General features: G+C 63.0%; 14 protein-coding genes. All 14 read left to right on the plus strand.

Annotated features, from left to right (window positions below; all coding sequences use genetic code 11):
• Window positions 1-90: 90 nt before the first annotated feature.
• Complete coding sequence (smc, locus tag FV139_RS06845; RefSeq protein WP_148067502.1) at window positions 91-3,588, plus strand: chromosome segregation protein SMC; 3,498 nt, start codon at window positions 91-93, stop codon at window positions 3,586-3,588.
• Between the two features lie 28 nt (window positions 3,589-3,616).
• Window positions 3,617-4,663 carry a cell division protein ZipA gene (gene zipA / locus FV139_RS06850; RefSeq protein ID WP_148067503.1) on the plus strand — a complete coding sequence of 349 codons (1,047 nt, stop codon included), beginning with the start codon at window positions 3,617-3,619 and terminating at the stop codon, window positions 4,661-4,663.
• A 55-nt stretch (window positions 4,664-4,718) separates the two neighbouring features.
• On the plus strand, window positions 4,719-6,755 hold the full coding sequence (ligA, locus tag FV139_RS06855; RefSeq protein ID WP_148067504.1) for an NAD-dependent DNA ligase LigA: 2,037 nt from the start codon (window positions 4,719-4,721) through the stop codon (window positions 6,753-6,755).
• Window positions 6,752-7,366 carry a transglycosylase SLT domain-containing protein gene (locus FV139_RS06860; protein WP_148067505.1) on the plus strand — a complete coding sequence of 205 codons (615 nt, stop codon included), beginning with the start codon at window positions 6,752-6,754 and terminating at the stop codon, window positions 7,364-7,366. The genes ligA and FV139_RS06860 overlap by 4 nt, the downstream gene beginning before the upstream one ends.
• Before the next feature lie 178 nt (window positions 7,367-7,544).
• A complete protein-coding gene (locus tag FV139_RS06865) occupies window positions 7,545-9,323 on the plus strand; it encodes an FAD-dependent oxidoreductase (protein WP_148067506.1) in 1,779 nt (592 codons plus the stop codon).
• On the plus strand, window positions 9,320-11,173 hold the full coding sequence (locus FV139_RS06870; RefSeq protein WP_148067507.1) for a 2-oxoacid:acceptor oxidoreductase subunit alpha: 1,854 nt from the start codon (window positions 9,320-9,322) through the stop codon (window positions 11,171-11,173). The genes FV139_RS06865 and FV139_RS06870 overlap by 4 nt, the downstream gene beginning before the upstream one ends.
• Before the next feature lie 3 nt (window positions 11,174-11,176).
• Window positions 11,177-12,229: a 2-oxoacid:ferredoxin oxidoreductase subunit beta gene (locus FV139_RS06875; RefSeq protein WP_148067508.1), complete on the plus strand. Its 1,053-nt coding sequence runs from the start codon at window positions 11,177-11,179 to the stop codon at window positions 12,227-12,229.
• Between the two features lie 132 nt (window positions 12,230-12,361).
• Complete coding sequence (phoB, locus tag FV139_RS06880; RefSeq protein WP_148067509.1) at window positions 12,362-13,072, plus strand: phosphate regulon transcriptional regulator PhoB; 711 nt, start codon at window positions 12,362-12,364, stop codon at window positions 13,070-13,072.
• The gene (gene phoR, locus FV139_RS06885) at window positions 13,069-14,358 is read left to right on the plus strand and encodes a phosphate regulon sensor histidine kinase PhoR (RefSeq protein WP_148067510.1); all 1,290 of its coding nucleotides are present in this window, start codon (window positions 13,069-13,071) and stop codon (window positions 14,356-14,358) included. The genes phoB and phoR overlap by 4 nt, the downstream gene beginning before the upstream one ends.
• Before the next feature lie 59 nt (window positions 14,359-14,417).
• Window positions 14,418-15,383, plus strand: a complete 966-nt coding sequence (locus FV139_RS06890) for a PstS family phosphate ABC transporter substrate-binding protein (RefSeq protein WP_148067511.1) — start codon at window positions 14,418-14,420, stop codon at window positions 15,381-15,383.
• A 2-nt stretch (window positions 15,384-15,385) separates the two neighbouring features.
• Window positions 15,386-17,629 (plus strand): ABC transporter permease subunit, encoded by a 2,244-nt coding sequence (locus tag FV139_RS06895; RefSeq protein ID WP_148067512.1) that lies wholly within the window; start codon window positions 15,386-15,388, stop codon window positions 17,627-17,629.
• Window positions 17,629-19,326, plus strand: coding sequence for a phosphate ABC transporter permease PstA (gene pstA, locus FV139_RS06900; protein WP_148067513.1), 1,698 nt, complete (start codon window positions 17,629-17,631; stop codon window positions 19,324-19,326). The genes FV139_RS06895 and pstA overlap by 1 nt, the downstream gene beginning before the upstream one ends.
• A gap of 7 nt (window positions 19,327-19,333) precedes the next feature.
• Window positions 19,334-20,158, plus strand: coding sequence for a phosphate ABC transporter ATP-binding protein PstB (pstB, locus tag FV139_RS06905; RefSeq protein WP_148067514.1), 825 nt, complete (start codon window positions 19,334-19,336; stop codon window positions 20,156-20,158).
• A 25-nt stretch (window positions 20,159-20,183) separates the two neighbouring features.
• Complete coding sequence (phoU, locus tag FV139_RS06910) at window positions 20,184-20,915, plus strand: phosphate signaling complex protein PhoU (RefSeq protein WP_148067515.1); 732 nt, start codon at window positions 20,184-20,186, stop codon at window positions 20,913-20,915.
• The last annotated feature ends 62 nt before the right edge of the window (window positions 20,916-20,977 follow it).

Below are 20,977 nucleotides of genomic sequence, written 5' to 3' on the forward strand. Positions count from 1 at the left end.
AGATGTAGTGCTCCGGGGTCGCTGAAAAACCGCATGCTTTCGGCATAAAGCCTTATAAAACAACAGGGTGTGAAAGTTACTTAAGGTTCTATGAGACTCAAGTCCATCAAGTTGGCCGGGTTCAAGTCATTTGTAGACCCGACGACTGTCAGCTTTCCCAGCAATATGTGTGCGGTGGTCGGCCCCAACGGCTGCGGCAAATCCAATGTGATCGACGCTGTACGCTGGGTCATGGGTGAGAGCTCGGCCAAGAACCTGCGCGGCGAATCCATGACCGACGTCATTTTCAATGGCTCGGTCAACCGCCAGCCCGTGGGGCAGGCGTCCATCGAACTGGTGTTCGACAACAGCGACGGTGGCGTCGGTGGCGAGTACGCCAGCTACGCGGAAATCTCCATCAAGCGCCTGGTTACCCGCGAGGGTCAGTCCGAATATTTCCTCAATGGCACCAAGTGCCGCCGGCGCGACATCACCGACATCTTCCTCGGCACCGGCCTCGGCCCCCGCAGCTACGCCATTATTGAGCAGGGCATGATTTCGCGCCTGATCGAGTCCAAGCCCGAAGAGCTGCGCATCTTTATTGAAGAAGCGGCAGGTATCTCCAAGTACAAGGAACGGCGCAAGGAAACCGAGAGCCGGATGCGGCGCACGCTGGAGAACCTCGAGCGCCTCACCGACCTGCGCGACGAACTCGAACGCCAGTTACAGCATTTGCAACGCCAGGCCCAGGCGGCGGAAAAATACAGCGAATTCAAGGAAGAAGAGCGCACTTTTAAAGCGCAACTTCAGGCCCTGCAATGGCGCGAACTGGACGCGCAGGTGCGCACGGCGAGCCAGTCCATTGGCGAGCTGGAAGTCAAACTGGAGTCGGTGCATGCGGAACACCAGCAGGTAGACACCGCCATCGAGCAGTACCGGGTCGACCACGCCGACCGCAACGACGCCTTCAACAAGGTGCAGGCCAACTACTACGCCCTGGGTTCCGAGGTCGCGCGCATCGAGCAGACCATCAAGCACCAGCAGGAGCGCGGCCGCCAGTTGCACGAGGACCTGAGCCAGACCTTGGCCAGCCTGTCCCAGTCCGAGACCCACCTCGAGGACGACCGGCGCAAGCTGGCGGTCTGGGAGGAGGAGCTGGAGGGTCTGGCGCCGGACATGGAAATGCTGCAGGCGGTGGAGCAGGGCTCCGCCGAAGCCCTGTTGCTGGCCGAGGAAGCCATGCACGAGTGGCAGCAGCGCTGGGACGAGTTCAACCAGCACGCCGCCGAACCGCGCCAGCAGGCCGAGGTGCAGCAGTCGCGTATCCAGCACCTCGAGCAGGCCACCCAGCGCCTGCAAAACCGTATCAACCAGCTGGACCAGGAGCGCCAGAACCTGGCTCCCGGGCCGGCGGACGACGATATTGACACCCTCTCCGAGCAACTGGCCGAGACCGAGATGGTCATGGCCGAGCACGAGCAGCGCGGTGAAGCGCTGGTGGAGGAGCTCGGCAGCCGCCGGGAGCGCGGCGAGGCGCTGGGCGGTGAACTGGACGCATTGCGCTCCTCCCTGCAGCAGAAACGCGGCCGGCTCGCCTCCCTCGAGGCCCTGCAGCAGGCGGCGATGGAAGACAGCGACCAGGCGGTCGGCGAGTGGTTGCGCGGGGCGCAGCTGGAAGACCGTCCGCGCCTGCTGGAACAGCTCGATGTTGACGAGGGCTGGCAACTGGCGGTGGAAACCGTGCTGGGCGACTACCTGCAGGCCGTCTGTGTGGATGACCTGGCGGGCCTGGGCGACAGCCTGGGCGCCCTTGAGCGCGGCCAGCTGGCGCTGGTACAGAGCGGTGCCGCGGTGCCGGCGGGAGCCGACGATCTGGCCGCCAAAGTACGCCACGGCGGGCTGGCGGGGCACCTGTTGTCCGGTGTGAAAGTCGCCGCCGACCTGCCCGCGGCCATGGCCCTGCGCGGTACCCTGGCCCCGGGCGAATCGGTCATCACGCCGGAAGGTATCTGGCTGGGCGCCAACTGGCTGCGGGTTACCCGGCTGGCGGACCAGCAGGGCGGCGTTATCCAGCGTCAGCAGGAACTCGAAAGCCTGGGCGCAGAGGTCGAATCACTTGCCGGGCGCATTGCCGACCTGGAGTCGGAACAGCAGAGCGTGCGGGAGCAGGTTCGGCAACTGGAAGAACAGCGCCAGCAGGGCCAGCGCGAGCTGCAGGCGGTGACCCGCCAGCACGCGGATTACAGCGCCCAGCTGTCGGCCCATCGCGCCAAGGTGGAACAGATCACCGCCCGCCGTGAGCGTCTGCAGGCGGACATCGAAGAAGCCCGGGCCCAGTTTGGCCAGGAGCAGGAGAGTATCGCCGAGGCCCGCCAGATCCTGGCCGAGGCCATCGAGCGCATGGAAACCGATTCCCGCGAGCGCGAGATGTTGCTGTCCACCCGCGACGAAACCCGCTCCAACCTGGATTCCGTGCGGCAGAAGGCGCGTCACGACAAGGACGCGGCCCACCAGTCCGCCATGCGCTACCAGTCGCTGGAAACCCAGCTCAATGCGGTGCGCCAGACCATCGAGCGCACCCAGGGCCAGGTGGCCCAGCTACAGGAGCGGCGGGAGAGTCTCGAGAGCAGCCTGAACGACAACGACAACCCGCTGGACTCCCTGCAGGAAGAACTGGAAGCCCAGCTCGAACTGCGCCTGCAGTCGGAGGGCGAGCTCACCGAAGCCCGCCAGGCCATGTCGGAAGTCGAGCACCAGCTGCGCCAGGCGGAACAGCAACGCGCAGCCATCGAGCAGCGCGCCCAGGGCGTGCGCGGTGAGCTGGAGCAGTTGCGCCTCAAACACCAGGGCCTGCAGGTCCAGCGCGAGAACATCCAGCGCCAGCTCAACGAGGGCGAGCACGACGTGCAGCAGGTCCTCGAGACCATGCCCGAGGAGGCCAACGAAGCCGAGTGGCAGCGCTCCCTCGAGCGCGTCGCCAATCGCATCGCGCGGCTGGGCCCGATCAACCTCGCGGCCATCGACGAATACAGTCTGCAGTCTGAGCGCAAGAACTACCTGGACGCCCAGAACGAAGACCTGGAAACCGCGCTGGAAACCCTGGAGTCGGCGATCCGCAAGATCGACAAGGAAACCCGCAACCGATTCCGCGACACCTTCGACCGGGTGAACAGCGGCCTGCAGGAGTTGTTCCCGCGGGTGTTCGGCGGCGGCAGCGCCTACCTGGAGCTAACCGGTGAGGACTTGCTCGACACGGGCATCTCCATCATGGCGCGCCCGCCGGGCAAGAAAAACAGCACGATTCACCTGTTGTCGGGCGGCGAGAAAGCGTTGACGGCCATTGCCCTGGTGTTCTCGATTTTTCAGCTCAACCCGGCGCCTTTCTGCATGCTGGACGAGGTGGACGCGCCGCTGGACGATGCCAACGTGGGTCGCTACGCCCGCATGGTCAAGGAGATGTCGGAGAAAGTGCAGTTCATCTACATTACCCACAACAAAATTTCCATGGAGCTGGCGGACCAGCTCATGGGCGTCACCATGCACGAGCCGGGGGTTTCCCGTCTGGTGACGGTAGACGTGGAAGAAGCGGCCGAACTGGCCGCAAGCTGAAATCGAGTCAGATACGGGCGCGAGGGATATGGCGGACTTAACGATTCGGGACTGGATGGTCATCATCGGGGCGCTGCTGATACTGGCAGTGCTCGCGGATGCCTGGCGGCGAATCTACCAGGACCGGCGGGCGCCGGTGCGTATGAAACTCGCCACCGCTGGAGACAGTGGTGACAGCGAGGGCGGCGAGCGGCGCGAGCGGGATATCGACCTGGCGTGGCTGAAAGAACTGCCCAACGGCGGCGCGCGGGTGGTCGATCGCGGCGCCGACGACGAGTATGAGGACGCGTACGAGAACGACTTCGACGAGCGCCCGGAGCCTGCTCCCGCCCGAGTGGCGAAAGCCGAGGCGGCCGAGGTGAAAGCGGCAGTGGCAAAGGAAGCCGCACAGCAAACTGAACAAGAGCGTAGCGCCCAGCCGGCGGAGCCCGCCCAGCCTGTGCCTCGCGACACCGTTGTGGAAAAGCCTGCCCCGGCCAGCCGGAAACCGGCACCGCCCCCGGTGGAAGACGAGGTGGAATTGCTCACCGGCATGAGTTCCAGCGACGAGCCGGAAAACTTGGACTGGCTGGATGCCCTGGAAGCAGAGTCGAAACCGGAACCCCAGGTCAGCCAGGCCCGTGCCCACCTGCCCCGGGACATCGACCCCGAAGTGTTCATGCTCAACGTGGTCGCCCGGGACCCCCAGGGCTTCCGCGGTGATGACATCATGCAAATCCTGCTCGCCTGCGGGCTGCGGTTTGGTGACATGAACTTCTTCCATCGCCACGAGCATGACACCGGCCGCGGCCCCATCCAGTTCAGCGTGGCCAACATGTTGCAGCCGGGTGTGTTCGACATCGACAACATGGCCGACTTCACCACCCAGGGCCTGGTGTTCTTTGTCACCCTGCCCGGGCCGGACGACATGATGAAAGCCTACGACTACATGCTGGAAACCGCCCAGGCTGTGGCCCGTAACCTCAAGGGCGACGTGCTGGACGAGACCCGCAGCGTGCTGACCCGGCAGACCCTGGAGCACGCCCGCCAGCAGATTCGCGACCTGGAGAGGCGCCTGCTGGCGAAGGCTCGCTGAAGCAGCCCGGCGAGCCACGGCGACCGGCACGTAATACGACCATCGAGAAGCACACGTGAGTCAACTCCCCGTCGAGCAGGAGCTCGCCACGCTGCGTGAGCAGCTGGAGAACTGGAACTACCAATACTACGTCCTCGACGACCCCAGCGTTCCCGACGCCGAATACGACCGGGCTATGCGCCGGTTAACGGAGCTCGAAACGGCCCATCCGCAGCTGTTGCGCCCGGACTCCCCAAGCCAGCGGGTGGGCGCCGAGCCGCTGGCAGGATTCACCCAGGTTCGCCACGAACTCCCCATGCTGTCCCTCGACAACGCCTTCAGCGCCGAGGAGCTGGGCGATTTCAACCGGCGGGTACTGGAGCGCCTGAAGCTGCCCCCTGACACCGAGTTGGAATACGCCTGCGAGCCCAAGCTCGACGGCATCGCGGTCAGCCTGTTGTACCGGGACGGCGTACTGGAGCGGGGTGCCACCCGTGGTGACGGCACCACCGGGGAAGACATTACCCACAACGTGCGTACCATCCAGTCGGTGCCGCTGCGCCTGCGCGGTAGCGGATACCCGGCGCTGCTGGAAGTCCGCGGTGAAATCTATCTCCCCAAAGCGGGCTTCGAGGCGCTTAACGCCCGCGCCCGGGAGCAGGGCGAGAAAACCTTTGTCAATCCGCGTAACGCCGCCGCGGGAACCCTGCGCCAGCTCGACGCCCGGCTCACTGCCCAGCGTCCGCTGCAGATGTGCTGTTACAGCGTTGGCCTTTATGAGGGCGGGGATTTGCCGGTGCGGCAATCCGATATTCTCGACCTGTTGCACGAATGGGGCCTGCGGATCAATCCCGAATCCGAGGTGGTGCAGGGCTTTGCCGCCTGTGACGCCTATTACCAGCGACTCGCCGAGCGCCGGGACAGTCTGCCTTACGACATCGATGGCATCGTCTACAAGGTCAATGACCTGGCGCTGCAACAGCGGCTGGGTTTCGTGTCGCGCGCCCCGCGCTGGGCGATCGCCCGGAAGTTTCCTGCCCAGGAGGAAATGACCCGCCTGCTCGCGGTTGAATTCCAGGTGGGTCGAACCGGTGCGATCACACCGGTAGCCCGGCTCGAGCCGGTGTTTGTGGGCGGCGTCACCGTGAGTAATGCGACCCTGCACAACAGCGACGAGATCGAGCGGCTCGGCGTCATGGTGGGTGATCATGTCATTGTGCGCCGGGCGGGCGACGTCATTCCCCAGGTGGTGTCGGTGGTGCTGGAAAAACGCCCGGCGGACGCCAGCGCCGTCGAGTTCCCGGAAACCTGCCCGGTGTGCGGCTCGGCCGTGGAGCGGGAGGCGGACGAAGCTGTCTTGCGCTGCATGGGCGGGTTGGTCTGCGCCGCCCAGCAGAAGGCCGCCCTGCGGCATTTCGTTTCGCGCAAGGCAATGGATATCGACGGTCTGGGCGACAAGCTGATCGAGCAGCTGGTGGACCGCGAACTGCTGGAGAACGCTGCGGGGCTGTACACACTCGACAAGCCGACCCTGCTGGACCTCGAGCGTATGGGTGACAAGTCCGCCGACAAATTGCTCGACGCCCTGGAGGCCAGCAAGTCCACCACCCTGGAGCGCTTCATCTACGCGCTGGGCATTCGCGAAGTCGGGGAGGCTACGGCACGCAACCTGGCGCAGTTTTTCGGGTCCTGGGAGGCCCTGGCTGCAGCGCCGGAAGAGAAATTGCTGGAAGTCCCGGACGTGGGGCCGGTGGTCGCCGATCACCTGCGCCAATTCTTTGACGACAAGGCGATCATGGCAGTGGTAGAGAAACTGCGCGCGGAAGGTGTGCACTGGGATAACGTGGAAGTGCGCGCAGCGGAAGAGTTGCCGCTGCAGGGCGAGACGTGGGTGGTCACCGGTACCCTGGAATCCATGGGGCGCAGCGAGGCCAAGAATCACCTGCAGGACCTCGGGGCCAAGGTGGCGGGGAGCGTATCTGCGAAAACCACCCGGGTGGTCGCCGGACCCGGTGCGGGTTCCAAGCTGGCCAAGGCCGAGCAGCTCGGCGTGGAAGTGATCGATGAGGCCGCCTTCCTCGCGCTGCTGGCCGGTCACGGGGTGGCGCCATGAACCCGCTGCCGCGCCTGCTGGCCCTGGCCATCCTGCTGGCGCTCGGGGGCTGTGCCACGTCCACGCCCGATAACGTGGACAACATCTGCAGTATATTCCGGGAAAAAGATGACTGGTACGAGGATGCGGCGGACGCCCGGGACGAGTGGGGCAGCCCCATCCCGGTAATGATGGCGATCATGCACCAGGAATCAAAATTCGTTGCCAAGGCCAAACCCCCGCGCAAGAAGATTTTCGGTTTTATTCCCGGGCCGCGCCCCTCGGATTCCTACGGCTACAGCCAGGCCCTGGGGTCCACCTGGAAGAGCTACAAGCGCGATGCCGGGCGCTACGGCGCCGACCGTGACGACTTTGCCGACGCCATCGACTTTATCGGCTGGTACAACCACCAGTCCTGGAAGCGCAGCGGTATTTCCCGGGACGACGCCTATCATCTCTATCTCGCCTACCACGAGGGACACAGCGGCTATAACCGTGGCAGCTATCGCAGCAAGGGCTGGCTGCAGGGCGTGGCCGCCAAGGTCAACCGGCGCGCGGCGAGCTACTCTTCGCAGCTGGCCAGTTGCGAAGAGGATCTCCAGGATGACGGCTGGTTCTTCGGCATTTTCTAGGGTCCCGGGCAACGCGGTTTAACATCCCACCCGTGCACTGTCATTGGGCGTGAAGTGTCGGTAATTTCACCGAAAAGCCTTGCATCAGCGGGTGAAAATCCACGGTAGCTGTGACAAACTCGGCACACGTTTATAACAGGCGCGGAGCAAAGCTACCGCGCGGGAGTAAAGCGCTGCCGTGGAACCAACAGATGTAAAGAACCCCGAGTACTTTCACAAGGTGGTGGACTGCCAGTACGCCTGTCCTGCCCACACCCCGGTACCGGAATACATTCGCCTGATTGCCGCCCAGCGGTACACCGAAGCCTACATGATCAACTGGGAATCGAATGTGTTTCCCGGTGTGCTCGGCCGTACCTGCGACAGACCCTGCGAACCAGCCTGCCGCCGCGGCCGGGTGGAGAAGGAGCCGGTGGCCATCTGCCGCCTGAAACGGGTGGCGGCCGACAACAAGGACAGCATTGCCGATCTCCTGCCGGAGATACCGCGACAGAAAAACGGCAAGCGCATCGCCTGCATTGGTGCCGGCCCGGCCTCGTTGACCGTGGCTCGCGACCTGATGCCGCTGGGTTACGACATCGACATTTACGACAACCAGATGGCCGGCGGCGGCATGATGCGCAGCCAGATTCCCTCCTTCCGCTTGCCGATCCAGGTGCTCGACGAGGAGGTCAACTACATCCTCGACATGGGGGTGACCACCTTCTTCGACACCGAAGTGACCAGCATGCGCTCGATCCTGGACAAGGGTTACGACGCGGTGTTTGTCGGCACCGGTGCGCCCCGCGGCAAGGGGCTCGACCTGCCGGGCCTGGAAGAGGCCGGCGACGCGGTGCATATCGGCATCGACTGGCTGTCCAGTGTGGCCTTCGAACACACCCACAAGATCGGCAAGAGAGTGCTGGTGCTCGGTGGTGGTAACACCGCGATGGACTGTTGCCGTACCTCGAAACGCCTGGGTGGCGAGGATGTCCGGGTGGTGGTGCGCAGTCCCTTTGCCGATATGAAGGCCTCCCCCTGGGAGAAGGAGGATGCCATGCATGAGGGGATCCCGATCTACGACAACCACACGCCGAAAGAGTTTGTCCTCGAGGATGGTGAACTCAAGGGTATGCTGTTTGAAAAGGTCGAGGCGAAGTACGACGAGAACGGCAAGCGCAGCCTGGTGCCCACCGGTGAAGACCTGGTATTCATGGAAGCGGATGACGTCCTCATGGCCATTGGCCAGGAAAACGCCTTCCCCTGGATTGAGCGCGACGTCGATATCGACTTCGACAAGTGGGACATGCCGGTGGTGGACGCCACCAGTTTCCAGTCCACTAACGAGAAAGTATTCTTCGGCGGCGACGCGGCCTTTGGCCCGGAAAACGTGATTACCGCAGTGGCCCACGGTCACCAGGCCGCCATCAGCATCGACCTGTACTGTCGAGGCGAGTCTGTGCAGAACCGCCCGGCGCCGTTCACCAACCTGGTCAGCCAGAAGATGGGTATCCACGAGTGGAGTTACGACAACGCCGTGGAATCCGACGAGCGCTACGTGGTGCCCCTGGCACCCCTGGCAAAGGCCCTCGGCGATCGCAAGGTGGAGGTTGAACTCGGCTTTGACCAGGGCATGGGCTTCAAGGAGGCGGAGCGCTGTCTCAACTGCGACGTGCAGACGGTATTCCAGGAAGATCGCTGCATCGAGTGCGACGCCTGTGTGGATATATGCCCAACGGACTGCATCAGCTTTGTCGGCAACGCCGGGGAAGAGGAACTGCGAACCCGGCTCAGCGCGCCTGCGGGTAACCTGGCCCAGGACCTGTACGTTTCCGAGTCACTGCCCACCACGCGGGTAATGGTCAAGGATGAAAACGTGTGCCTGCACTGCGGGCTGTGTGCCGAGCGTTGTCCGACCACGGCCTGGGACATGCAGAAATTTTTCTACGGCGTGACCAAAGCGGGGCAAACAGCATGAAGTCTCTGGAAGCCGTCAACGAATTTGTTATCAAGTTCGCCAACGTCAACGGTACCGGTTCCGCCAGTGCCAACAACCTGTTCGCCAAGGCCCTGTTCCGCATGGGGCTGCCAGTCAGCCCCAAGAACATTTTTCCCTCCAATATCCAGGGCCTGCCGACATGGTATGAAGTCCGGGTGAGTGAGAAGGGTTACCTCGGGCGCCGTGGCGGTATCGATATCATGCTCTCGGTCAATCCCCAGAGCATGCCCCAGGACATCCGCGAAGTGGAGCCGGGCGGTTACTTCATCTACGACAACACCAAGCCGCTGGACCTGCGGCTGATCCGCAACGACGTCAATATCATCGGTCTGCCACTGACCCGGATCTGTAACGAGCAGTACAAGGACCCGCGCCAGCGGCAGCTGTTCAAGAACGTGATCTACGTCGGCGCGCTGGCGGCGCTGCTGGATATGGACTTCGGCGTGATCACTGAACTGGTGGGTGACCAGTTCAAGGGCAAGGAAAAACTGGTGCTGCCCAATATCCACGCACTGGAACTCGGCCACCAGTACGTCAAGGCCAACCTCGAGTGCCCCATTGGCATCCGCGTGCGCAAGAGCGACAAGGTGGGCGACAAGATCCTGCTTGATGGCAACACTGCCCTGGGCCTCGGTGCTGTCTATGGCGGCGCCACGGTGGCCGCCTGGTACCCGATTACCCCGTCCACCTCGGTGGTGGACGCTTTCGAGCGCTATGCCAAGCGCCTGCGCATCGATCCGGGCACGGGCTCGCGCAATTACGCCATTGTCCAGGCAGAGGACGAACTCGCCGCCATGGGGATGGTGATTGGTGCCAGCTGGAACGGGGCCCGCGCCTTTACCGCCACCAGCGGCCCCGGCCTGTCGCTGATGAGCGAGTTCCTCGGCCTCGCCTATTTTGCGGAAATTCCCACCGTGCTGTTCGATGTGCAGCGGGCGGGGCCGTCAACCGGCATGCCCACCCGCACCCAGCAGTCGGACGTACTGTCGGCGGCCTATGCCTCCCACGGCGACACCAAACAGGTTCTGCTGTTCCCGTCGACGCCGAAAGAGTGCTTCGACATGGGGGCCGCGTCTTTCGACCTGGCCGAGCGTCTGCAGACGCCGATCATCCTGATGACGGACCTGGACCTGGGCATGAACGACAACATGTCCGAGCCGCTGGACTGGGACGACGATCGCAAGTACGACCGGGGCAAGGTGCTGAGCGCCGAGGACCTGGACCAGATGGAGCGCTACGGGCGCTACCTGGACGTGGACGGAGACGCCATCTGCTACCGCACCTATCCCGGTACCCATCCGGAGAAGGGCGCCTTCTTTACCCGGGGAACCTCCCGCGACGAGTACGCCGTGTACACCGAGCGCGGCGAGGAATACGAAAAGAACATGCATCGCCTGATGGCGAAATGGGAAACCATCAAGCAGCACGTGCCGAAGCCGGAAGTGGTCCGTTGCGGCAGCGACACCGACACCGCGGTGTTGTTCTACGGTACCAGCGAGGAGTCCTCCCGGGAGGCCATGGACTACCTGGCCGAAGAAGGGATCTACCTGAATGCCATGCGGGTCCGGGCCTTCCCTTTCAACGACGAGGTGGAGGCCTTCCTGGCGGAGCACGAGCGGGTGTTTGTCATCGAGCAGAACCGCGACGCCCAGCTGCGCACCCTGTTGATGGCCGAGTTCGAACTGGGGCCGGACAAGCTGAAGTCCGTGCTCTGCTTCGACGGCACCCCCATCAGCGCCCGCAACATCCGCAAGCAGATCCTGATGCAGATGCCCGGCCACAATGTCACGCCGCTGCACCGCGAGCGCGTGGTCGGCAATGGAGAATAAACGATGAGCTACCAGGTTCCGAAGTTTCGCCACCCCGACCTCCCGGTCAATGAGCTGGGTTACACCCGCGCCGACTACGAGGGCGCCATTTCCACACTCTGTGCCGGCTGTGGCCACGATTCCATTTCCGGCTCCATTGTTCGCGCCTGCCACGAGCTGTCGCTGGAGCCCCACAAGATTGCCAAGCTTTCCGGCATCGGCTGCTCCTCCAAGGCGCCCACCTATTTCCTGGGCAAGTCCCACGGCTTCAACTCCGTGCACGGGCGCATGCCTTCGGTAGTGACCGGGGCAGCCATGGCCAATCGCGAGCTGATGTACCTGGGGGTATCGGGAGACGGCGATACGGCGTCCATCGGCATGGGGCAGTTCACCCACGCCATCCGCCGCAACCTCAACATGGTGTACATCGTCATGAACAACGGTTGCTACGGTCTCACCAAGGGCCAGGATTCGGCCACCGCCGACGAGGGCTCCGCCAGCAAGAAGGGCGACCCCAACCCCTTCGGCGCCATCGACCTCCCGGGGCTGGCGCTGCAGCTGGGGGCGACCTTCGTGGCACGGTCCTTTTCCGGTGACAAGGACCAGCTGGTGCCGCTGATCAAGGCGGCCATGACCCATCGCGGTTTCGCCCTTATTGATGTGGTCTCTCCCTGCGTGACGTTCAACAACAACGCCGCCTCCACCAAGAGCTACGAGTTTGTTCGCGAGCACGCAGCGGCCACCGGCACCGTGGACTTCGTGCCCATGCGCGAGGAAATCACCACCTCCTATGAGCCGGGCCACAGCCAGGAAGTCACCCTGCACGACGGCTCGGTCCTGCACCTGCACAAGCTGTCCGATGACCTGGACCCCTTCGATCGCAGCTCCGCCATGCTGGCGCTGGAGCGCTATCGCAGTGCCGGCCAGATCCTCACCGGGCTGATCTACATGAACAAGGACTCCCACGACCTGCACGAGGTGCTGGAGACCAGCCGTCGGCCCCTGAACACCCTGGTGGAGGAAGACCTGTGCCCGGGGAACAAGGTTTTGCAGAATATCAACGCCAGCCTGCGTTGATCGCGGCTGTTTTGGCGGATTTGGGGGTGAATGCCACCGCTATGGTGGCATTTGCCCTGCATGTCATGAGCTTGTCATAATTTCATCATCTAATAGACTCCCTGAAATGGAGCTATCGGGAATTATTGACCCATGAATGAACGTAAGGTACTGATTGTCGACGACGAATTCGCCATTCGCGACATGCTGCGGATGGCGCTGGAGATCGCCGAGTTTCGCTGCCTGGAGGCTGAAAACATCCACGACGCCTTTACCCAGGTGGTGGATGAGCGCCCCGATATCATTCTGCTGGACTGGATGCTGCCGGGTGGCAGCGGCCTCGAACTGTTGCGACGCCTGAAGCGGAATGACACCACCAGGGATATTCCGGTGGTCATGCTCACTGCCAAGACGGCCGAGGACAACGTGATCCAGGGACTGGATGTCGGCGCCGACGACTACATCACCAAACCCTTCGCCCCGCGGGAGCTGATTGCCCGCATCAAGGCCCTGCTGCGCCGGGTAGCCGGTGGCGACGAGGAGGACCGCATCCAGGTGGCCGACCTGGTGCTCGACGGCGAGAGCCGGCGCATTTTCCTCGCCGATGAGCCGGTCGATATGGGCCCCACGGAGTTCAACCTGCTGCAGTTTTTCATGTCGCACCCGGAGCGGGCCTATACCCGCAACCAGTTGCTCGACCAGGTGTGGGGCGCCAATGTCTATGTGGAAGAGCGCACGGTGGACGTGCATATTCGCCGCCTGCGCAAGGCCCTGCAGACCCCTGAGCACGACTACAGCGACCTCATCCAGACGGTGCGCGGCACCGGCTACCGCTTCTCCAGCCGGGGAGTCCCCGCGCGGTGAGAGCCCCGGGTAGCTGGCTGCTGGAGCTCCAGCGACTCGGCTTGTTAGTCCTCGTCAGTGCCGGCCTCGGCTGGTTGGTCGGGCGCCCGTGGCTGGCCCTGGCCATCGCCCTGGTGGGCATCACCCTGTACTGGCTGCGCCAGTTACTGCGTGTTCACCGCTGGCTCGAGAACCCGGAACAACTCGCCCCCGAGGGCGTGGGTATCTGGGGCGAGGTCTACGACGAGATCTATCACCTGCAACGCCGCAACCGCGAGAGCTACCAGCGCTTGCAGTCCACGGTGGACTACCTGCAGGATTCTTTCGCCGCCATGCGCGACGGCGTGGTCATGGTGGACGGTACCGGCGCCATCGAGTGGAGCAATACGGCGGCGCAGAAAATGCTCGGCCTGCAGATTCCCCGTGACCAGGGCCAGGCGCTGCTCAACCTGGTGCGTATCCCCGCCTTTAACCAGTACTTTCTGTCCGGTGATTTCAGCGAGCCACTGAAGTTGAACCTGGGTAACGAGCGCCGCCAGATCGTGCAGTTCGAAATCACGACCTTCGGTGAAGGCGACCGCCTGGTGTTCGCCCGCGATATCACCAAGGTGGCCCAGCTGGAACAGATGCGCCGTGATTTCGTCGGCAACGTCTCCCACGAGTTGCGCACACCGCTGACGGTGATCAAGGGTTACCTGGAAACCATACTCGCCTATGGCGACCAGCTCGAGCCCCGCTTCGTGCGCCCGCTGCAGCAGATGGACCAGCAGGCCCAGCGCATGGAAAACCTGCTCAAGGACCTGCTCTGGCTGTCGCGCATCGAGAGCGTGGAGAGCACGCCCAAGCACAAGCAGGTGGACGTACCCGCCCTGTTGCAGGAGCTGCACGACGAGCTGTTCACCACCTATCCGGAGCGGCGCCTGGACCTGGAACTGGAATGTGACTGCAAGGTGCTCGGCGACTACCGGGAACTGCACAGCGCGGTGTCCAACCTGGTAATCAATGCCTTCAAGTACAGCCCCGAGGACACGCCGGTGACCCTGCGCTGGCAACGCTGGGGCGAACTGGAGGGGCAAAAGGCGGCGCTGTCGGTGGTGGACCGGGGTATGGGAATCGCCGAGAGCCACTTGCCGCGTTTGACCGAGCGCTTCTACCGGGTCGACGACAGCCGCTCGTCGCAAACCGGCGGCACCGGGCTGGGGCTTGCGATCGTCAAACACGTGGCTGCCTCCCACCAGGCGGAGTTGCAGATTGAAAGCCGACTGGGAGAGGGCAGCACCTTCAGGATGGTGTTTCCATTGCCCTGAACCCGGCGGGTCCGTAGCATTCGGGAGTGAACAATAAAACGGGCATTCAGGAGCCATTCATGAGATCGATCAGGACCATTGTCGTTGCCCTCGGGTTGGCGCTCGCCGCCCCGCTGGCGGCTGCGGGGGTCGATCAGGCACTGAAGGATTACCAGGTCGCCAGCGGGGTGTCGGGGAAACTGTCGAGTATTGGCTCGGACACCCTGGCCAACCTGATGACCCTCTGGGCGGAAGAGTTCAAGCGCGCCTATCCCAACGTCACCATACAGATTCAGGCCGCCGGCTCGTCTACGGCGCCCCCGGCCCTCACTGAGGGCACGGCTAACCTGGGGCCGATGAGCCGCAAGATGAAGGACAAGGAAATCGAGGCCTTCGAAAGCCGTTATGGTTACAAGCCCACCGCGGTCCCCCTGGCGATCGATGCCCTTGCGGTCTATGTGCACAGTGACAACCCCATTGGTGGCATGTCACTTGAGGATGTGGATGCCGTCTTTTCCTCCACCCGGCTGTGTGGCCGCAGCGGTGACATTCGGCGTTGGGGAGCGCTGGGGCTCGGGGGCTCCTGGGCCACGCGTGATATGCAATTGTTCGGCCGCAACTCAGTGTCGGGTACCTACGGTTATTTCAAGGAAGAGGCCCTGTGCAAGGGCGATTTCAAAAATAACGTGAATGAGCAGCCAGGTTCCGCATCCGTCGTCCAGTCGGTTTCGACCTCCCTGAATGGCATTGGTTATTCCGGCATCGGCTACAACACCTCCAGCGTCCGCGCGGTACCGCTGAGCAGGCACTCTGGCGGTGAAACCGTGGCCGCGACTGCGGAGAATGCAGTCACCGGTGCCTATCCGCTGGCACGCTTTCTCTACGTTTATGTCAACAAGGAGCCCAGCAAGCCCCTGGCCCCGATGGAGCGGGAATTCCTGCGTCTCGTTTACTCCCGGCAGGGCCAGGAAGTCGTCGTGAAAGATGGTTACATCCCTCTACCAGCAATGATGGTAGAGCGCTTTGCTGCCGAGCTGGGGCTGTAGTGATGGTAGACCTGTCACTGCATATTCCCGCGAACCGGGAAAAGGCCCGGCGCTACAGGGACAGGTTGGCCACGGTGGGAGTCACCGCCGGGGGGGCCGCCGTGCTGCTGGCCATTCTCCTGATTTTCTTTTATTTGCTCTATGAAGTGTTGCCGCTGTTTGGTGGCACTTCGGTAGCGGACAACACGCCCGATACCTGGCAGGGCGGCGCGCCGCCGGCCTACCTGTCGCTGGAAGAGCAGGGCGAAGTGGGGCTCGCGGTTTCGGCGGGCGGCGAGGCCATCTTTTTCAGAGTGGCGGACGGGCGGATCATCAGTCGCCGTGAGCTCGGCGCCGGGCGCGCGCCAGTGACGGTGCTGGCCGGCGCTGCCGCCGGGGGGCGAACACTGGCGCTGGGTCATGCGGATGGCTCGGTCAATCTGCTGCGTTCTGATTACCGCCTGGGCTATCCCGAGGGTCGCCGGGTTATTACGCCCTCCCTGCGTTCACTGTACCCCGACCGGGAGCTTCGCCTCGGCACTGGCGCTGTGGCTGCCCTGGCCGTTCAGGATAGCGAGGACGGCCTGCTGCTGGTGGCAGAGCTGGCAGGGGAGGGGCTGCGCGGATTGCGCTTCCGGCGCCAGCAGAATCCGCTGACCGGGGAATCAAGCCTGGAGCCATCCACGCTGCGCTTGCCCGCGCTGCCGGGGCAGTCGGCGGCGCTCTACCTCGGCGCGGGGCAGCGCTGGCTTTACCGTCTGGATCAGGACGGCGGCTACGTTGTGCTCGACCTGCAGTCGGGTGAGGACGCTGGTGTTGCAACGATTGTCGATCAGGGGCGCCTTTTTGAGAATGGTGCAGCGTTGGCCACCAGCGCGATGCTGCTGGGTGACATATCGCTGCTGGCAGCTTCTGAAGCAGGGAAACTGCACCAGTATTTCATGGTGCGCGACGGGCGGGGCGGCCATCAACTGCAGCGGGTGAGGAGCTTCGATACCGGCGGGGTCGTTGTTCGGCAACTGGTGCCTGAACAGCGGCGCAAGGGCTTTGTCGCGCTGGGGCGAAGCGGGGAGCTGCAGATTTTCCATACCACCGCTCACCGTCGCCTCTACGTCCAGGCCACCGGGATGGATCTTGCAGGTCAGGCGGCGATTTCACCCCGGGGTGACACGCTGATTGCAGTAGACACCGCAAACACCCTGCACTCCTGGGCGGTGGATAACGAACACCCCGACATATCCTGGTCGGCCCTATGGCAGAAGGTGTGGTACGAAAGCCACGATGAGCCCGCCCACATCTGGCAATCCTCTGCCGCCAACAACGATTTTGAACCCAAGTACAGTCTCGCCCCGCTGGCCTTCGGCACCCTCAAGGCGGCCTTCTACACCATGCTGATTGCGGCACCGCTGGCGATTTGCGGGGCGATCTATACGGCTTACTTCATGGCCCCCACCCTGCGTCGCAAGGTCAAGCCACTGATCGAGTTGATGGAGGCCCTGCCAACGGTGATTCTGGGGTTTCTCGCGGGCCTGTGGCTGGCGCCGATTGTCGAGGACAGGCTGGCGGGCATCTTCTCCTTCCTGGTGTTGATGCCCATAGGCATCCTGCTGTTCGCCTACCTGTTTTCTCACTTGCCCCTGGCGATTCGCCGGCGAGTACCGGACGGTTGGGATGCCGCACTGCTGATTCCCGTCGTGGTATTGATCGGCTATCTGGGCTTTGCCCTCAATGGCCCCCTGGAGCAGCTGCTGTTTGGCGGTGACATGCGCCTGTGGATCGGTCGCGAACTGGGTGTTTCTTTCGACCAGCGCAATTCCCTGGTGGTGGGTATTGCCATGGGCATGGCGGTGATACCGACCATCTTCTCTATCGCCGAGGATGCAATATTCTCGGTTCCCGGTCATCTCAGTGATGGCAGCCTGGCCCTTGGGGCGACACCCTGGCAGACCCTGACCGGCGTGGTATTGCCCACCGCCAGCCCGGGTATTTTCTCCGGTCTTATGATCGGCCTTGGGCGCGCGGTCGGGGAGACCATGATCGTGCTGATGGCCACGGGCAATACCCCGATCATGGACGCCAACATCTTTGAAGGGATGCGCACCCTGTCAGCCAACATCGCCATCGAGATGCCGGAGGCGGAAGTGAACAGCACCCACTACAGGATTCTGTTCCTCGCGGCCTTCGTGCTGTTCCTGTTCACCTTCGTGGTCAACACCATTGCCGAACTGATTCGCCAGCGGCTGCGCAGCCGGTACGGGTCGCTCTGATGACTCAGCCGGATATTCACGCGCGGGGCCACAGGGGGCCACTGACCTGGATGCGCAGCGGGGAGCCGATGATCTGGCTGAACGCCGCTGCCGTCAGCCTCAGCGTCGTTGCTGTGCTGGGACTGCTTCTGCTGCTGGCAGTGCGCGGCTTCGGCCACTTCTGGCCGCGCGATGTCATGGCGGTGAGTACCGCCTACGCGGGCGCAGAACAGCGGTTGTTGGGAGAGGTGGTGGATTGGGCGCAAGTGCCCGCCCAGCAGTTGCGAGAAGCCGGGTTTGAACTCACGGGCCCAGGGCCGCTTTACGGGCGCTCCCTGATCAAGCAGGGTAATCGCGAATATTTCGACAGTGACTTTATCTGGGTGCTCGACGAGCATATGGGGCCGCGGGCCTATCCGCCTTCCGTGGCGGTCGTCGAGCGACTGGAGTGGGGTAACCTCTACGGGGAGCTGCAGTCCGTTCGGGTCGATGACAGGATCCTGGCGGATACCGGCGCCTCGGATAGGCTCTGGCCCGCTTTTCAGGGGCTGATTGCCGATACCCGCCAGGTGCGGGACGAGATCCGCCATATCGAGCGCGACGAGATTGGCGGTATCAACCACCGGATGGAGCGCCTGCGTCTGCAGCAACGCTCTCTGGAGCTGGACGGCGAGCTCGACGCGGCTGCCCAGGCGGACCTGGCAACTGCGAGAGCGCAACTGGATGCCGAGTACGACGTGCTGCATGTGCAGTTGCAGGCGCTCTACCAGAGTATTCAGGGCGCGTCCTACACGGTGCGTCTCGCCGATGGGCAGCTTGTCGAGTTGCCGGTCGCCAAGGTGGTGCGAGCCTACCAGCCCAATGCCATGAACCGCTGGCAGAAGTGCGCCCTGTACCTGGAGAAACTGTGGGAGTTCTTAAGCGATGAACCCCGCGAGGCCAATACCGAGGGCGGTGTGTATCCCGCCATTTTCGGCACGGTCATCATGGTAATCCTGATGTCGATTATCGTTGCGCCCTTCGGGGTGCTGGCCGCCGTCTACCTGCGGGAATATGCGCACCAGGGGTTTGTCACCCGCATCATCCGGGTGGCGGTTAACAACCTCGCCGGTGTGCCATCCATTGTTTACGGCGTGTTCGGGCTGGGGTTTTTCGTCTACTTTGTTGGCGGTGAACTGGACGAGCTGTTTTTCGCCGCGGCCCTGCCGAGCCCGACCTTTGGTACACCGGGGCTCATGTGGGCGTCGCTGACACTCGCCCTGCTGACCCTGCCGGTGGTGATTGTGGCCACCGAGGAGGGGCTCGACCGTATCCCGGTATCGATCCGGGAGGGCAGCCTGGCCCTGGGTGCAACCCGGGCAGAGACGCTCTGGCGCGTTGTCCTGCCGATGGCCAGTCCGGCGATGATGACCGGCCTGATTCTCGCGGTGGCCCGGGCGGCGGGGGAGGTGGCGCCACTGATGCTGGTGGGTGTGGTCAAGCTCGCCCCCTCGCTGCCGGTGGACGGTAACTACCCCTTCCTGCACTTCGATCAGAAATTCATGCATTTGGGGTTCCACATCTACGACGTCGGCTTCCAGAGTCCCAACGTGGAGGCGGCGCGGCCGCTGGTATATGCTACCGCGCTGTTACTCGTCGTCCTGATTGCCTTGCTGAACCTGACCGCGGTTACCCTGCGCAACCACTTGCGCGAGCGCTACAAATCACTGGAGAACTAGTCGAACCATGGCAGAACACGTGATCGACATTCAGGCCCTGCGTCGTTCGGCGGTGAAGTCCGGACAGGAAGTACTGCCCACCAGCCTGGCGATGCGCAATCTCAGCCTGTTTTATAACAACGACACCCAGGCGTTGTACGACATCAACCTGGACATTCCCCGGCAGCGGGTCACGGCTTTCATCGGCCCCAGTGGCTGTGGTAAATCGAGCTTGCTGCGCTGTATCAATCGGATGAACGACCTGATCGATGGCTGCCGTGTAACCGGTGAGCTGTTGCTGGAGGGTGAAAATATCTACGATCCGCGGGTCGACGCGGCAAGCCTCCGGCGCCGGGTGGGCATGGTATTCCAGAAACCCAATCCGTTCCCCAAGACCGTGTATGAGAATGTCGCCTATGGCCTGCGCATCCAGGGGCTCAACAAGAAACGGGTGCTGGACGAGGTGGTGGAAAAATCCCTGCGCGCCGCCGCGCTGTGGGATGAGGTGAAAGATCGCCTGCACGAAAACGCCCTGGGCATGTCCGGTGGCCAGCAACAGCGCCTGGTGATTGCCCGGACCATCGCGGTGGAGCCGGATGTCTTGCTGCTGGATGAACCGGCCTCGGCCCTGGACCCGATTTCCACGCTGAAAATTGAAGAGCTCATCTATGAGCTCAAATCCCGCTACACTATAGTGATAGTCACGCACAATATGCAGCAGGCGGCACGGGTGTCGGACATGACCGCCTTTATGTACATGGGCAAACTCGTCGAATTCGACCAGACCGACAGCCTGTTTACCAACCCGGCCAAGAAGCAGACGGAAGATTACATTACCGGTCGTTACGGTTGAGCGAGTCGCCCCCAGGAGAGGCAGGATGTTTCAGCAGGATAGCTACAGGCAGCACATTTCGGCCCAGTTCAACGCCGAACTGGAGGCGGTGAAAAACCATTTGCTGGAGATGGGTGGCCTGGTCGAGCAACAGGTAGCCCGCGCGGTAGAGTCCCTGTTGAGTCGCGACAGCGGCCTGGCCGAGGAAATCATCGTCAACGATGAACTCGTCAACCAGCTCGAGGTGAGCATCGACGAGGAGTGCTCGCGCATCCTCGCCCGGCGCCAGCCGGCCGCGTCAGACCTGCGCCTGGTATTTACCATTGCCAAGGTGACCACCGATCTCGAGCGGATCGGTGACGAGGCCTCCAAAATCGCCCGCCAGGCCGTGCGCCTGTCCGAGGAGGATGCCTCACCCAGCAACTTCGTCGAGATTCGCCATATCGGTGGCCACGTGGCCAACATGCTGCGCAAGTCGCTGGATGCCTTCGCCCGGCTGGATGTGGATATGGCGGTGGAAACCATTGTCGCTGATCGCTCGGTCGACGCCGAGTACTCGACGGCCATGCGCAGCCTGATCACTTTCATGATGGAAGATCCGCGCACCATCGGGGCGGTGATCAACGAAATGTGGGCCCTGCGCAGCCTCGAGCGTGTCGGTGACCACGCCAGCAATATCTCGGAGCACGTGGTGTACCTGGTTCGAGGGCTGGATGTGCGCCACGTCGAACCGGATGAGCTGGTCGCCCACGTAGAGGAGTCGGAACGCAACAGCTGACGCTTTTGATTTTAAGCTGCTGCAACGCTTGCAATGACCGCCCGCATCAGTAAAATACCGCG

The sequence above is a fragment of the Parahaliea maris genome, from assembly GCF_008064665.1.
Classification (GTDB): Bacteria; Pseudomonadota; Gammaproteobacteria; order Pseudomonadales; family Halieaceae; genus Parahaliea; species Parahaliea maris.

What these genes read in the sequence shown, in the direction of transcription:
- pstB (WP_148067514.1), top strand. Translation starts at nt 19,334, where the DNA reads ATGGCAGAACACGTGATCGACATTCAGGCCCTGCGTCGTTCGGCGGTG.
- FV139_RS06870 (WP_148067507.1), top strand. Translation starts at nt 9,320, where the DNA reads ATGAAGTCTCTGGAAGCCGTCAACGAATTTGTTATCAAGTTCGCCAAC.
- smc (WP_148067502.1), top strand. Translation starts at nt 91, where the DNA reads ATGAGACTCAAGTCCATCAAGTTGGCCGGGTTCAAGTCATTTGTAGAC.
- FV139_RS06895 (WP_148067512.1), top strand. Translation starts at nt 15,386, where the DNA reads ATGGTAGACCTGTCACTGCATATTCCCGCGAACCGGGAAAAGGCCCGG.
- zipA (WP_148067503.1), top strand. Translation starts at nt 3,617, where the DNA reads ATGGCGGACTTAACGATTCGGGACTGGATGGTCATCATCGGGGCGCTG.
- pstA (WP_148067513.1), top strand. Translation starts at nt 17,629, where the DNA reads ATGACTCAGCCGGATATTCACGCGCGGGGCCACAGGGGGCCACTGACC.
- phoU (WP_148067515.1), top strand. Translation starts at nt 20,184, where the DNA reads ATGTTTCAGCAGGATAGCTACAGGCAGCACATTTCGGCCCAGTTCAAC.
- phoB (WP_148067509.1), top strand. Translation starts at nt 12,362, where the DNA reads ATGAATGAACGTAAGGTACTGATTGTCGACGACGAATTCGCCATTCGC.
- FV139_RS06890 (WP_148067511.1), top strand. Translation starts at nt 14,418, where the DNA reads ATGAGATCGATCAGGACCATTGTCGTTGCCCTCGGGTTGGCGCTCGCC.
- FV139_RS06875 (WP_148067508.1), top strand. Translation starts at nt 11,177, where the DNA reads ATGAGCTACCAGGTTCCGAAGTTTCGCCACCCCGACCTCCCGGTCAAT.
- FV139_RS06860 (WP_148067505.1), top strand. Translation starts at nt 6,752, where the DNA reads ATGAACCCGCTGCCGCGCCTGCTGGCCCTGGCCATCCTGCTGGCGCTC.